The sequence below is a fragment of the Metamycoplasma auris genome (assembly GCF_003253435.1).
Lineage (GTDB): Bacteria > Bacillota_I > Bacilli_A > Mycoplasmatales > Metamycoplasmataceae > Metamycoplasma > Metamycoplasma auris.
The window spans coordinates 72,419-87,771 of the sequence record NZ_QKUB01000001.1; the positions used below are offsets into that span (position 1 = coordinate 72,419).

Annotated in this window: 13 protein-coding genes; 4 read left to right on the top strand and 9 right to left on the bottom strand. The window is 27.4% G+C overall.

The genetic code is table 4. The annotated features are described in order from the left end of the window. Position 1: 1 nt before the first annotated feature. From infB to BCF89_RS00365, 6 genes are all read right to left on the bottom strand, one after another. The gene (infB, locus tag BCF89_RS00345; protein WP_111517992.1) at positions 2 to 1,807 is read right to left on the bottom strand and encodes a translation initiation factor IF-2; all 1,806 of its coding nucleotides are present in this window, start codon (positions 1,805 to 1,807) and stop codon (positions 2 to 4) included. Further along, positions 1,768 to 2,064 (bottom strand): YlxR family protein, encoded by a 297-nt coding sequence (locus BCF89_RS00350; RefSeq protein WP_111517994.1) that lies wholly within the window; start codon positions 2,062 to 2,064, stop codon positions 1,768 to 1,770. Before BCF89_RS00350 ends, infB begins: the two co-directional genes overlap by 40 nt. Then, a complete protein-coding gene (gene nusA / locus BCF89_RS00355) occupies positions 2,051 to 3,646 on the bottom strand; it encodes a transcription termination factor NusA (protein WP_111517996.1) in 1,596 nt (531 codons plus the stop codon). Before nusA ends, BCF89_RS00350 begins: the two co-directional genes overlap by 14 nt. Positions 3,647 to 3,791: 145 nt before the next feature. Next, positions 3,792 to 4,340, bottom strand: a complete 549-nt coding sequence (locus tag BCF89_RS07415; RefSeq protein WP_277870030.1) for a phosphatase PAP2 family protein — start codon at positions 4,338 to 4,340, stop codon at positions 3,792 to 3,794. A gap of 173 nt (positions 4,341 to 4,513) precedes the next feature. Continuing rightward, positions 4,514 to 4,855, bottom strand: a complete 342-nt coding sequence (locus BCF89_RS07420) for a hypothetical protein (protein ID WP_277870031.1) — start codon at positions 4,853 to 4,855, stop codon at positions 4,514 to 4,516. A 361-nt stretch (positions 4,856 to 5,216) separates the two neighbouring features. After that, complete coding sequence (locus tag BCF89_RS00365) at positions 5,217 to 7,382, bottom strand: helix-hairpin-helix domain-containing protein (RefSeq protein WP_111517998.1); 2,166 nt, start codon at positions 7,380 to 7,382, stop codon at positions 5,217 to 5,219. A 188-nt stretch (positions 7,383 to 7,570) separates the two neighbouring features. Between BCF89_RS00365 and BCF89_RS00370 the strand changes: the two genes are divergently transcribed. Next, on the top strand, positions 7,571 to 8,467 hold the full coding sequence (locus BCF89_RS00370; protein WP_111518125.1) for a nucleotidyltransferase: 897 nt from the start codon (positions 7,571 to 7,573) through the stop codon (positions 8,465 to 8,467). A 54-nt stretch (positions 8,468 to 8,521) separates the two neighbouring features. On the opposite strand, the gene BCF89_RS00375 is transcribed toward BCF89_RS00370, so the two are convergent. After that, entirely contained in the window at positions 8,522 to 9,082 is a 561-nt protein-coding gene (locus tag BCF89_RS00375; protein ID WP_277870032.1) for a 5-formyltetrahydrofolate cyclo-ligase, read from the bottom strand. Between the two features lie 277 nt (positions 9,083 to 9,359). Between BCF89_RS00375 and BCF89_RS00380 the strand changes: the two genes are divergently transcribed. The 3 genes from BCF89_RS00380 to BCF89_RS00390 are packed head-to-tail and all read left to right on the top strand — an operon-like array spanning position 9,360 to position 11,279. Continuing rightward, positions 9,360 to 10,409, top strand: coding sequence for a Dam family site-specific DNA-(adenine-N6)-methyltransferase (locus BCF89_RS00380; RefSeq protein ID WP_111518000.1), 1,050 nt, complete (start codon positions 9,360 to 9,362; stop codon positions 10,407 to 10,409). Between the two features lie 12 nt (positions 10,410 to 10,421). After that, positions 10,422 to 10,622, top strand: a complete 201-nt coding sequence (locus BCF89_RS07425) for a DpnII family type II restriction endonuclease (RefSeq protein ID WP_111518002.1) — start codon at positions 10,422 to 10,424, stop codon at positions 10,620 to 10,622. Between the two features lie 15 nt (positions 10,623 to 10,637). After that, the gene (locus BCF89_RS00390; protein WP_277870034.1) at positions 10,638 to 11,279 is read left to right on the top strand and encodes a DpnII family type II restriction endonuclease; all 642 of its coding nucleotides are present in this window, start codon (positions 10,638 to 10,640) and stop codon (positions 11,277 to 11,279) included. 143 nt (positions 11,280 to 11,422) lie between these two features. Here BCF89_RS00390 and pip read toward each other — a convergent pair whose 3' ends face one another. Together pip and BCF89_RS07435 are read right to left on the bottom strand one after the other, a co-directional pair. Further along, positions 11,423 to 12,358, bottom strand: coding sequence for a prolyl aminopeptidase (gene pip, locus BCF89_RS07430; protein ID WP_111518006.1), 936 nt, complete (start codon positions 12,356 to 12,358; stop codon positions 11,423 to 11,425). 74 nt (positions 12,359 to 12,432) lie between these two features. Continuing rightward, positions 12,433 to 15,309 carry a cation-translocating P-type ATPase gene (locus tag BCF89_RS07435; protein ID WP_277870033.1) on the bottom strand — a complete coding sequence of 959 codons (2,877 nt, stop codon included), beginning with the start codon at positions 15,307 to 15,309 and terminating at the stop codon, positions 12,433 to 12,435. Positions 15,310 to 15,353: the final 44 nt, after the last annotated feature.

A 15,353-nucleotide genomic window follows, 5' to 3' on the forward strand; every position in this document is an offset into this window, starting at 1 on the left:
ATTAAACTAATACATCCTCATAAAATTTTAATTCGTCATCTAACTCTATTTTATCAAAATCCTTTATGTGAGTTCCGAAATCAAAACCCTTTTCAACGATCTTAACATCATTTTTTTCAATCTTCAAGGAGTTTATTGTACCCTTAAAAATACTCTTGCCTTTTCTAAAGACTTCTACTTTAGAAAATTCCTTAACAACACCATCAATTACCTTACATCCAGCAATCGTTCCAACTTTAGAATAAAAGAATAATTTGATAATGTTAGCAACACCAATTTGTCTTTCTTCATAAACTGGTTCTTTTAGCGTACTAATTATTGCCTCAACCTCTTCAACAATCTTATAGATAACATTATGTGAAATAATTTTGATTTTCTTTCCATCTGCTAATTTTTTAATTTCAGCTGAAGCATTATTGTTAAATAAATAGATTCTTGCATTTGATGTTTCAGCTAATAGCAAATCAGCTTTAGTTAATTCTCCAGATGTTGCTCTAATTACATTAACATTAATTTCATGATTCTTAATTTTAATTAATGATTGTTTAATTGCTTCAGCAGTACCCTGAACGTCAGTCTTAATAATAATATTTAATGTTTTTTTACCATCTTTGATTGAGAATGAGTTTCTTTCGTTTAACTCTCTTTGTTTGTTAATGAATGATTTTTCTTCAGCGATTTTCTTTGCAAATTTTTCATCGCTGATCACAACAAATTTGTCTCCAGAAAGAGGATTTTTATTTAACCCTGTAATGATACATGGATCTCCTGGCAGTGCTTTTTCAAGAGGTTTTCCATCAAATGTCATTAAGCTTCTTATATTTCCATATTGCCCGCCTGCGATAATAAAGTCACGAGGTAAAAGTGTTCCATTTTCAACGATAATTGTTGTAACAATTCCTCTTCCTTTATCAATTTTGGATTCAATAACAGTTCCAAATGGGTCACGATTTAGATTAGCTTTTAAATCAAGCAGGTCAGCCTGTAAGAATATTGCTTCTAGAAGACTATCAATATTTTGATTCTGTGCAGCAGAACCGTAAATAAATTGAACATCTCCTCCCCATTCTTCACAAACTATGTTGTGTTCACTTAATTGACTTTTAACTTTCTCAGGGTCAGCACCTGGTTTGTCCATTTTATTAACAAAGATAATAATTGGTAATTCTGCTGCCTTAGCATGATCAATTGCTTCAATAGTTTGAGGTTTAACTCCATCATCTGCAGCAACGACGATAATAACAATATCAGTAACTTTAGCACCACGGGCACGCATTTCAGTAAAAGCTTCATGCCCAGGAGTGTCAAGGAAAGTAATTTTTCTTCCGTAGTAGTCAACTTGATAAGCACCAGTGTGTTGAGTGATGCCACCAAATTCAGAAGCAAGAACGTTACTTTTTCTTATTTTATCAATTAATGTTGTTTTACCATGGTCAACATGCCCCATTATTGTAACAATTGGAGGTCTAGAAAAAAGGTCATTTGGATCATTGACAATTTCGAGTTTATCAAATAGATTTTCAGCGTCTACGCTTTCTTCTTTTTTAAAGTCTAGATCGTACATTAAACAAAGTTCAGCAATTTCTTCTTCATTTAAAAAAGTATTAATTGTTTTGATAATTCCTTTTTTGAAATAATAAGTCAATATTTTTGCTGCCGTTTGATTTATTTTTGCACTGAACTCAGAAATAGTCATTGGCCCACTAAAAATAAAAACTCCATTTTGAACTTTAGTTTCAACACTATTAAGTTTTTCTTTAATGATTTCTACATTTGAGATTCTTTTATTATTTTTTTGTTTAGCCATATTTCTACCTCTTCTTTCAATTTTTGATATGTTTCTTGATCAATGTTTTGCCTAAAAGCTTTGTTTAATAATCTTTTAGAAAACAATGTGTTGATTTGGGTTTCATTATCTAAACAATATGTTCCTCTACCCTTTAATTCAATGTTTGGATCGAAATAAAATTGGTTATTAATTTTTGCAAATCTAACTAGTGATGCGACTGGATAAATTTTGTTATCAACAATTGATTTACGACTATATTTTTTATCAGTCTTCATTATCTAAGTCACTTAAATCTAGATCTTCTAATCCAGCACTCAAATCAGCATCTCTTTTGAAATCCTTCATTTTTGTTGAAGTAATTTTTTCATAGTCTGCTTCAATTTTTTCTTTGTTCTTTTCTTCTTTTTTATTGATATCCTCTGAATAAATATCAAGATCATCATCAATAGAATTATTTAATTCCATTTGAATTTCTTCAAGCGCTTTTTCAATTTCATCATCAATATTTGTATCAGATAAATGCTTTTCGAATGCTTTTTCAGTTTGCGAAGCTTTTTGTCTTAATTCAGCTAGATCTTCATCAAATTCAGAGATATTGAATGAATAATCAAAAAGACTGTCCTTTCTCTTTTGTGGTCTTGAAAATGATTTGTAGTGTAGTTTCTTTCCTTCGTATTTTAATTGAGCTTCTTCTTCACTGATATTTGCATTATCAAATGTATATTTAATTCCAAGTTGGTCAGCTTGAGCTTGGCTTATTATATCTAAACGAACTTTTGTTAACTCTGATGCCAATTTAACATTTTGTCCCCTTCTACCAATTGCTAATGTATGTTGTGCATTGGGAACAATTACAAGAAAACTATTAAAGTCAGCTCTTGAATCTTCTTTGTGAATGATATCAATAACTCTTGCTGGGGCAATTGCATTCATAACAAAGGTTGGTTTATCTTCATCATAAAGAATTAAATCAATTTTTTCGCCATTTAGTTGTTTTGAGATTGCTTCAATTCGCTCAGAATTTTTTCCGATGATACTACCTAGTTCCTCAAGTCCAAAAGGAGCAAATTCAGATTTCTTTATTGCAACTTTCGCTCTTTCACCAGGAATTCTAACTACTCTAACTAATTCAATATAACCTGCTGCTACTTCAGGAATTTCTTGGGCAATTAGTTTGTTTAATAACTTGGATTCAATTGATGAAACAATGACTTGAGCATTTTTTGATTCTTGTTTAACTTCTTCAATATAAACATCAATTAAATCGCCTGGTCTTAGATTTTCTAAAAGACGCAAATTAGTAGTTGAAGATGGCATATATGCAACTACACCATCATGTAGTTCCATTAGTGTTCCATTTTTTGTAATATTTGTAATCTTAGCCTTAACAACATCCCCAACTAAGTTAACATATTTTTGGTAAGTTAGTTGTTTTTCTAATTCTCTGATTTGTTGATTAAAGATACTTAAAATTTTTTGATAATCTTTTTTAGCAAAACGTTCAAAATCAATTTCAGCTGAAATTAGATCTCCTTCTTCAATGTTAGGATCTATTTTTTTTGCTTCTTCGACAGTAATTTCGATGCATGGGCAGAAATTATCTTTTTCGTCATCTGTTTTAGGAGCTTGGGTAACAATTTTTGTATGATTGATTACTCTAAATTCTCTGTTATCTTTATCAATAATAAATTCTAGTTCTGCATCTGGATCATATTGTCCAACAATAACTTGTTCGACAGCAGCTTTTAAAAGTTTAATCACTAATTCTTCATCAATATTCTTAATTTTTGAAACGTTGTATATTGCATTAAAAATTTCATTAGATTTAGTATTTATAATATTAGATTTAATGCCCATATGTCCTCTTTCTTATTTGTATATTTTATCAAAAAAGAATTGGCAACCTGCCAACCCCTTTTTAATTTAATTAAAAACAGTAACTATAATTTTAATTCATTTTTCTAAAAAATTAAAGTATTTTTTAAATTATTGATTATTTAGTTTATTTTGCACTTATTCATCTTGCTTTCTTAATTTTGATTTTGGTTCAAGTTTTTTGCTTGATTTTTATACCAATGTAATGTACAAATACAACAACTGGTATACCCCAAACATATGAAAATGCAATATCACTAACCCAATGACCGCGGTTAACAATTAAAGCAAAAGTCATAGACCAAAAATAAATCTGGTAAATAATAATTCAAATTACTTTCTTTCAATTTAATTTTTTATTGTTTGAAAGAAAGAAGAAAAATATAAGTCCAATGTTAAGAGTAGCAATTACATGTCCTGAAGGAAATGCTCATCGAAATCACTTATTAAAAAAATTCATTCTTGGATCAGGATGAAAGGCTTTACCATTAATGACATACCAAGGAAGTTTGATGTATGAAGGGATATTTCAACGAAATACACCATCACCATAATTAAAACCATGTCTAAAGACATTTTGATTTAAATAATAACTAACTCATTCAGGATGCTCTTGTTTTACACTTTCAAGTAAATCTCCATAAATAACATTGTAGTAGTATGGCCTTGATGTCATCCCTTTAAGCAAAAGGATAATAAAATAAGAAATTAAGTTAAATAAAATAAATTTAATTGATTCAACTCAATATTTGTTTGTTAAAAAATCCTTTGATTTAGAAAATTTAAGATGTAAAAACAAACCTCCGAAAATAAAGAAAACTGAATTTAGAAGAATACTTAAAATTAATGCTACTTTACGATATATAAACTTTGTAGCATATACCGCATCTCCCCCCCAGTTCCAAAACCGTTGCCGGTTCTTATTTCATTATGTGCACTTAATGAAATCATCAAAATATAGATTATTGGATATATAAAATAAACTAAAGGTAATATTCATTTAGTTTTAGATCAAAAATTTCTTTGGTTATTCTTAGTCTTGTATGAATAAAGACTTTCAATGATAACCATAACAACAAAAAACAAAAAGACACCTAATAGCGTGTTACCTGAAATCTCAAAAAAAGCTGATCAATATCTTATAAATTCAGATTTTAAAAATCCTTGTTCAAAGAATTTAGCAAGTTTCAAATCAACTGAATAAGGAGATGAAATAATAAAGCTAATTAGTTAAATAAAAAATAATAGAAGTAAGCCAAAAAATACTAAATTAAAGATTGTGTCTTTTTCTTTTTTAATTTTATAACTTACTTTGTTATCCATTTTTAATCTTTTCTTATGTTTGCTAGTATTAATAATATCAATAAAATAAATAAATTATTAATTAAATTCTAGATGTAAAAATTCAAATAAGAGACGACTAGTAAAAGAGTTTAAATTCCTAAATTAACTTATTAAAAAAAACCTCAATAGCATTTGAACTATGAGGTTTTTTATTTAACTGATGAAAAGGTTATTGTATTAACCTTGTAATTAATTGATATTCAATAATTTATTCAATGTTTCAAAGAATTTTTCCTTGAATTTTTTTGTTATCTTTATCAATCTCAATTATTTCTATATTGATATTATCACCGATTGAAACTACTTGTGTTGGATGTTCGATGTAATGATTTGTATCTTTTTTCATATTAGTAATATGGATTAGAACATTTTCTTTAAGTCCAATGTAAACAAAGACTCCGAAGTTTGTAATATTTTGAACTTGTCCAATTATTTTTTGACCGACAAAAAGATCTTCAAACTTTAATACTTTATCATTGACAATGAAACCTTTTTTATCGTCTCTTATATCTTTACCTGGTGAAATTAATGAATCAATAATTAAACTTACTTCATACTCATTTGAATTTAGTTTCGAAGCTAATTCTTTTTTATCTATACTTAAAAGATATTCTTTGTCAATATCATTTAAATTGATTTCTAGTGTTTTGACAATCTTGTTAGCTAACTCATAAGAATCTGGATGAATATTTGTTTTATCATAAAAGTTTTCAGAATCATAAATTCTTAGGAATCCAGCACATTGTTCATATGCTTTTGGACCTAATCCTTTTACGTTTTTAAGTTCGCTTCTTGATTTAAAAAGACCATTTTCTTTACGATAGTCAACAATGTTTTGAGCTATTGTTTTAGATAGACCTGAAACATATTCTAAAATAAATTTTGTTGCTGTATTCAAGTCAACGCCGACCATATTTACTGCTTTTTCAACTTTAAATGAAAGTTTATTAGCTAGTTCTTTTTGATTGACATCATGTTGATATTGGCCAATACCTAAGGATTTTGGATCAATCTTAATTAATTCATTCAATGGGTCTTGGAATTTACGTCCAATGTTGATTGCGGATCTAAATTCTAATTCTAAATCTGGAAATTCTTCCTGAGCAATTTTGGAAGCTGAATATACTGAGGCACCAACTTCACTTACAATTGCAAATTTAGTATCTAAATTTTTATTATTCGTATGACGGTTTGTTAAGAATCTAGCAATGAATTCTTCAGTTTCACGACTAGCAGTTCCATTACCAATTACAATCAAATCAATTTGATGATTATCTAGAATGCTATGCATTTTTTTAACTGTTTCAAGAAATTTTTCTTTTGAATTTGAGAAAGGGTAAACAATGAAACCTTCAAGATAATTACCATTTGCATCAATGACTACACATTTACAACCATTGGTATATCCTGGATCGATTGATAAAATTCTTTTGTTTTTTGTTGCAGGGGATAAAAGAAGATCTTCAAGATTCTTAGCAAATACTTCGATTGCCTCAACTTCTGCTCTTTTAAATAGATCAGTTTTAATTTCGCGAATGATTGAAGGAACAATTAAACGTTCTAATGAATCTTTTATTGCTTCGTTGATGATCTTGGCTGTTCGTTTATTAATAAAGAATTTATTATTTAAATGATAAATAATTACTTTCTCATTGAACTCAATGGTATAAGATATGATATTTTTTTCTTCGCCTCTTGAAATTGCTAAAATTCGATGATTAGGGATATACTTAACCTTTTCTTTGTAATCATAGTATTGTTTAAAGGTTTGTCCTGGATCATCAGTATTTTTTTTCTTGGTGATGATGATTCCATAGTCATATAGCTGACTTTTAACATAATCGCGAACATTTATATCTTGCGAGATATCTTGAGCAATAATATATTTAGTTTGTTCAATTACTTCATCAGCTTTTTTTAGGGTGTCATTGTTTATATATTTAGCAGCTTCCTTATAAACATTAAATTTTTCATCTTTATTAGTCATAATTAACTGCGCTAAAGGACCAAGTCCAAGTGCTAAAGCGTCAGTTGCTTTAGTTTTCTTGCCAACTTTAAAGGGTTCATAAATGTTTTCTATTTCTTGCTTAGTTTGGGCTTGTTCAATTTTTTTTGCTATTTCATCATTAAGAAGTTTCTTTTCTTCAAGAACTGATCTAACATATTCTTTTCTTTTTTGTAATTCAACATCATATTCATATAAGGTAGCTACTTGTTGAACTTGTTCCTCATCCAGTCCACCAGTAACATCTTTACGATAACGTGAAATAAATGGGACTGTTGCCCCTTCATTTAGAAGTTCTAGTGTTTTGGTAACTTGTTCTTGCGTTACATGCATTTTTTTTGCAACATTTTCTATTGATAAATTGCTCATATTCAATTCCGATCTTAGTTTTCTATTTTTAAAATCTAAATCCCACTGTCTTTAAAAGTATTTAAAAATAAAAATAGGATGCTTTAAATTTTATGTAATTATATTACTATAATTTAGTTAATAAATGCTTATTTGGATTAAGTTGTTAGATGATAAAAAAACTATTTGATAAGGAAATATTATTTGATATGAAAAAAATCGGTTTGATTGCGGAATTTAATCCATTTCATAATGGGCATATTTATCTATTAAATAAAATCAGAGAGAAATATCCGCAATCAAAAATAATTGTTGCCCTATCTTCAAATTACACGCAAAGAGGTGAAATTGCAGTTGCTTCTTTTGCTAAAAGAAAAGCAATATGTAAAAAATATGGTGTTAATCAAGTTTTAAAATTAGACTTTAAAACCTCAACACAAGCAGCAACAGTTTTTGCTTCCAATGCAATAAAACTTCTATCTAAGCATCATATTGATCTGCTTTTTTTTGGTGTCTCAGATACAAATGACATCAGTAAATATATCAATGCAGCTAAGATAATTAAAAGCAATAAAACAACCTATGATGAAAATATTAAACGAATCTTAAAGAGTGGTAAGTCCTATGTTGCTGCATCTTTTGAATCTCTAAGAATGCTTATTAGTGATGAAAATATTCCAGAAGATATTTTAGGATTTGAGTATACAAAATATATCATCGATAATAATTTAGATATTGAATTAGATTGTATTAAAAGAACTATTGCTCATGCTTCAGATGAAAGCAATTTTATCTATGCTTCAGGCACTAATCTAAGAAAAATGTTAAAAGAAAAGCAAGATATTTCTTTATATTCTCCAATGAAGATTAAGAGAATTAAAAGAATTGAAGATACCTATCCTAAGTTTCAAAAAATAGTAAAAAAAACAGATGCTTCCAAGTTAGCAAAAATTACCTTAATGTCAGAAGGGATGGAAAATCTATTCAAAAAAAATATAAATAAAGAAAGTTATGATGAATTTATTGCAGCATGTACCTCAAAAAGATATACAGCTTCAAGAATTAAACGAGTATATTTATATGTTCTAAAGAAAATTTATAAGTAGCAAAAACAATTTATTAAGTTTAAGTAAGTTTGATTCTTTATGTTATTTTAATTACTATTGATAAATTTTTTTCTCAGTAATAATTAAATCTAACTTGCAATCATGGTCTTCAATCTCAAGGATATCATCTAGTTTTTGTTTATCAAAAGCAATACCAATTTTTAGATAATTTTGTTGATGAGAATTAAAAAACGAATCATAGAAACCACCTCCCATACCAAGGCGATTAAGATTATCATCAAAAGCTACTAATGGGCAAAAAATACATTCAATATCATTTAGATTAGCACTTTTAAAAGCAAAGGGTTCATTGATTTTAAAAGTGTTAGCTACATATTTCGAATCCTTAGTAATTAAGACCATTTCCATATTTCTTTTGTCCAAAACTTTTGGAACAAAAACATTAATATTATTTAGAAAACATCACTTGATTATTTCATTAGTCTGAACTTCAAATTTTGTTGATAAGTAGATCCCAATATTTTTAAATTTTTTCTTCTTAATTAGGTAAATAACTTTCCTTGATATTGCAATATTTGATTTTATAAAATAATCACTGCTAAGTTTTTTTCTTTCAAGAAGTTTTTTTGTTCTTGCTTCATTTTTGTTTATCATAACTTTATTTTATACTCATTCAAATAATCGTGTTAAGTTTTTAAATACGATTTAAAACTATTGAAAAAGATTGAATTTTCTTTTAAAAAATCTGATTAAAAATATTAAAATAGAACACCTTTTTTATTTTATTTACGAAGTTAAGAATAATTTCTAAAACTTAAAAGAATTTAAGATTTCAAAAAAATACTATAAGTAAAATTCTTTAATTTTTTGATATAGATAATAATACTTTAAATGTAACTTATAATACACATTTATGATAAAATGAATAATCATGAAATCAGAATTATTAAGATCATTTGGAACTAAAATCAAAACATTACGTGAAAAAAGAGGATTATCTCAAAATGAGCTTTCGCAGTTATGCAATTTTAAAAGAGAATATATTTCAAAAATTGAAAACGGAAGTTCTAACGTTACAATTGAAACTATACAAAAATTAGCTAATTCCTTAAATATAAAAATGAGTCAATTACTTGAAGATAATAATGACCTAAAGTCAAAACCTTTTGTAAAATGAGCTGGTGGTAAGAATCAAATTCTTAATAAATTAATTGAATTTATACCAAAAGAATTTAATCGATACTATGAGCCATTTATTGGTGGAGGAGCACTCCTTTTTAATCTTAAGCCTAATACAATAATAATCAATGATAGTAATAAGGAATTAATGTATGCATATCAATGTTTTTTAGATAAATACAAACTTAATAAGTTAATTAAAGAATTAGAGATGCATGAGTTAAATCATTCTGAAGAATATTATTATCAAGTAAGAAATTTAGATCAGAGCAATTCTTTTGAGAAATTAAAAGACTATCAAAGGGCAGCAAGGTTAATATATTTAAATAAGGCTTGTTTTAATGGACTTTATAGAGTTAATAGTAAAGGTTTTTATAACACTCCATATGGAAATAAGCAAAAAATTAATGCTTTTGATAAAGAAAATTTTTTAGATATTTATAAGTATTTTTCTATTTCTAATGTAGCTATTAAAAATGAAGACTTTGAAGAATGTGTTAAAGATGCAAAAAAAGGTGATTTTGTTTATTTTGATCCTCCTTATGACAGTTACACTGACAAGAATTCATTTACAAATTATGATTCTAAAAAATTTGGTAAGGATGAACAAATTAGATTAAGAAATGTTGCTCTTAAGTTATCAAAAAGAGGTGTAAAAGTGATGCTTTCAAACCACAACACTCCCTTTATAAATGAATTGTATAAGGATTTTAATAAACACGTTATTGAGGCAAGAAGAATAATTAACTCTGATGCTAAAAGAAGAGGAAATGTTGAAGAATTAATAATTACTAACTTCTAGTAAAATTAAATTATGAATAAAAATATTGACGAATTACTCAATACAATGAAAAAAGGAATTGAAGATTGAGATTACTATGTTAATTTTTCAAAAGTAGAATGAAATTTTATTTCAAAAAGAGAAAAACTGGATAAATTAAATTCAATAATTGAGTCAACAAATATAGAAAGCGATTTTACAAATCTAATAAAGAACGACCATTCCATTTTATAAATAGTACCTATTTTATTAGGAACAAGAGATACAAAAATATTAATAAATGATGAAGGCAGAATTATTGAGTTTGATTTTAAAAATATTAACCATACTTTTGAGGAGTATGCAAATTTTTTAGAAGAAATTGGATTATTCAAATTTCTTCAGAAAATGAAAATGTCTTCCCTTATCGACTATGTTTTAGGAATTGAGGTTGGACTTGATAGTAATTCAAGAAAAAATCGTAATGGCAAAAAGATGGAGCAATTGGTTGAAAAATATTTAGTCGATTCTAATTTCAAAAAAGAAGTTGATTTTTTTACCCAAATGACCACTAAAAAGCTTATAGATATTTTTAAAATTGATATTTTAAATGAGTTACCAATTAAAAAATTTGACTTTGTTATAAAGTATAAAAAACAAATATATGCAGTTGAATGTAATTATTATAAGAGTGGTGGTTCGAAAGTTTCTGAAATAGTAAGGTCTTATAAAAATCTATTAGATGATTTAAGAAAGATCAATAACTTCCATTTTCTATGAATTACGGACGGATTTGGTTGAATTAAAGAAAAAAACCATCTAAAAGATGCCTTATTATCAATAGATAATATTTTTAATCTTGATGATTTAGAGAAGAAGGGAATACTTAATATATTAGAATCAATAAAGTAGATATTAGAATTCAAGTATAAATGAATCAAAATGAGTGTATTTTTCTAAATAAATAGTTAAAAAAAATTCAAATGTATCTCTATGTTAAGAACATTTGAATTTTTTAATCTAATCTAAGACTTTAAAAATCTAGTTAATTTCTTTTAGAGATCTTTAAATTCCTCAGTTGCCTCAACTAGTTTTTTAGCAATCTCTTCTTCCTTAGATGAATGTCCTGCTGTAACAAAATATAATTTAGAGTTAGCCAAATTTTTGTGTAACAAATATGCACCAATTGGACGACAGATAAGATCATATCTACCATGAATAATGATTGTTGGAATATCCTTTATTTTTTCAATATTATTTAAAATATAGTTATCATCATCTAAAAAGATATCATTAATAAAATAATGATTTTCAAGTCTAGCTAATTCTAGATTGGTTTTGTTATTTTCTAATATAACTTCTAGATCAGGTATTTGTTTAAGTGCAAGATTGCTTAATTCCCATTTGGCTCAGTGGTATGCAGCCCTATATGCAACATCCAAATTATCTGAGTTTAAATATTTGTTGTATGCAACAATTAAGTTATTTCTTTCTTCTTTTGGAATGATTGAAATAAATTCATCAAACCCATCTGGTATTAAATATGAAGTTCCTTCTTGGTATAGAAATTCATTATCTTCTCTGCGTCCTAAAAAAACTCCTCTTAAAATAAGACCTTTGGTATGTTTTGGATGATTAATTGCATAAATCAAACTCAAACATGAACCTCATGAACCACCAAATAAAATTCAATGATCTATCCCTAAATGCTCTCTTAATTTTTCCATATCAGCAACCAAATCAAGAGTTGTATTATTTCTTATTTCTGCTGATGGAGTTGATTTTCCACACCCTCTTTGATCAAAAAGGATAACACGGTAGAATTTTGGATCAAAATATTGTCGACTTGATTCAGAAATCCCTCCCCCAGGGCCACCATGAACAAATAGAATTGGACTTCCTTCTGGGTTTCCAACTTCTTCATAGTAGATAGTATGAATCTCATCTACTTTTAAATATCCAGTGTTATATGGTTCAATTGGTTCAAACATAAATTACCTCTTTTTTTAATTTAATTTTATTCTTACTTAAGATTAGTTAGTTTTATATTTATCTATTTATTTTTCTAATTTGATAATGATAGTTTCATTTTTCTTTTTTCAATTAGTAATAAAGTCATTTTGTGAGTAGCATAAATTGGAATTAGAATCAATGGAAATCCTAGTCCATAACTAATTAGAATTGAATGCTCGGCTAATTTGTCGTAACTTTTAAAGAAAGTTGCAATTTTTCCTACAAACGAAACTAATAGTAAAAAGAATAATGAGAATATTACTGAAGCATACACTTTTCAATAATAAAAAGGGTTTGATAGAATCACTGGTTTCTTTGACATTAAATTAATTGAGTTAAATGTAGCTGAAATACCTAAAACTAGGAATGCGACTGTTGAAGCAGATTTAATAATGTCATCTGGATTGAAATTATTATTCTTGGCATATAGTGCTCCAAGATAGTAACCAAGCATTGAAATAATCCCTACTAAGATTCCTTGTCATAAGGTATTAATTCCCATACCTTTAGCAAAGATTGATTCACTTCTTGAAGTTGGACTATTATTCATATAGTTTTCTTTTGAGTTTTGAAGTCCTAAAGCAATTGCAGGAAAACCATGGGTAAATAGATTGATTCATAAAAGTTGAGTTGCTGATAGAATATAAATTTCTTTTCCTTCTAATTCTTTCCAACTTTTGAAAACAAAAGTAAAGATTAAAAGACCAAATAAAACAAGAATAATTTCAGCAATCGAGGTAATAAGAAGGTTTTGAATGACATTCTTTATTTTTTGGTAGATTGAACGACCATTTTTAACGGCTAAAACAATTGTTGAAAAATTGTCATCTAATAAAATCATGTTTGCAGCTTGTTTTGATGCTTCAGTACCAACCCTGCCCATTGCACATCCAATATCTGCTTTTTTTAGTGCCGGTGCATCATTGACACCATCACCAGTCATTGCTACAACATGATTTTTAGTTTGAAGAGCATTGACAATTCTTAATTTATCATTTGGTGCTACACGGGCATAGACTGAATATTTTTCAACATTTTGAAGCAATGTTTCATCATCAAATTCATTTAATTGCGCACCAGTGATTGCTAAGTCACCTTCTTTATAAATGTTTAAATCTTTTGCGATTGCTATTGCTGTATTGATATTGTCTCCAGTAATCATTATTGGTTTAATTCCTGCTCTTAAACATATTTCAATCGCGTCTTTTGCTTCATTTCTTGGAGGATCAATCATTGCAACCAAACCATCAAATGAAAGATTATTTTCCAAATATTGCATTTGTTCTTTTTCATTAACATTTAAGATTATATTAAGTGTCTTATCATCAATTTCTTTTGAGGCTACACCTAAAACCCGGAATGCAGAATTAGATCACTCAATGTTTTTATTTATGATTTGTTCTTTTATAGTCTTGGAAATATTAATTTTATTAACTAGAATATCAGGAGCACCTTTTACAATAACAATATATTTGTCATTAATTTTATTGATTGTTGTCATTAACTTACGATCTGAGTCAAAAGGTAAAACAAAGATTCTTTTGTGTTTATCTTCTAGATTTTTTTTCTCTTTTGTTTCTGAGTATTGATTTAAACGATATAAGAAAGCAATTTCAGTTGGATCTCCGACTTCCTTAAATTGATTGTTTTGCGAATCAAAAACTAAATTTGCTTCAGAACAAAGTGATCCATATTCAATTAACTTAAGGAAATTTTCATGTAGAATAAATTGATTATTTTCCTTAGAAAAATTAAAGTCAAGTTCATTTTGCTCTAAGGTATATAACTTCATAATTGTCATCTTATTTTGAGTTAATGTTCCAGTTTTATCAGAACATATAACACTACAACTACCCAGTGTTTCAACTGTCATTAAATCTTTGACAATTGCTCTTTCTTTAGCCATACGCTGTATGCCAATAACTAAGATAATTGAACTAAATGCAATTAGACCTTCAGGAATTGCAGCAACTGCTAATGAAACTCCATTAATTGCAACTGTACTTCAGAAAAGTGGATCTTTAAAATGTGAAGTATTAGGTATGGCAAAAAGAATTTGCATAAGTACACTACATAAGAATAAAGAAATTCCTAAATATCCAAAAATCTTTCCTAATTTGTTAATTTTGGTTTGTAAAGGACTTAAACCTTCTTTTTGTTCAGAGATAGCACTTGAAATTTTTCCTAATTCAGTTTGCTGTCCAATTGCGCTTACAACAAAATATGCAGTTCCTGTTGCAACAACAGAGGACGAGTAAACCATAAATTTACGATCAGCTAATGGTAAAGTTAAATCTCTTTTAGCTAAATAATCTTTATTAGATGGTTCACTTTCACCAGTTAGTGATGCTTCAATTACATTTAGATTCGATGAAAAAACTAAATAACCATCAGCAGGAATTACATCACCAGCCTCAATCATTACAATATCACCAATTGTAATTTCAGACGAATCAACAATAATTAAATTGTTATTTCTTACCACTTTAGTTTTTAAAGGATTGAGTTTATTTAGCGCATCAACAGCTTTTGCACTCTTAATTTCTTGAATTGCTCCAATGAGTGAATTACTAAATACAACAAATAAAATAATTGTAGGTTCAATAAATTCAACAATTAACTCAGTGTTAAATTCTCAATTTTTTCTAACTCCACTTACTATTGCTAAAATATAAGAAATCAATGCAGCAAAAAGTAAGATAATAACTAATACATCCTTAAATTGTTTTAAATAAACTAAAAAAGGATTAATTTTCTTTGTTTTTTTTAGTTCATTTAAACCAAATTTTGTTTGTCTTTCAAATACTTCCTTGTCATTTAATCCATGTTTCATTGATGTATTTAGGAGTGAATCATTCAGATTGACATTACTAATTTTCTTAGTGTTTTTATCATTTTTTTTAGTCTTATTTTTATTGTAAGAAATCATATTTAAAAATTTTATATTATTTTATGAATATAACTAATACAATA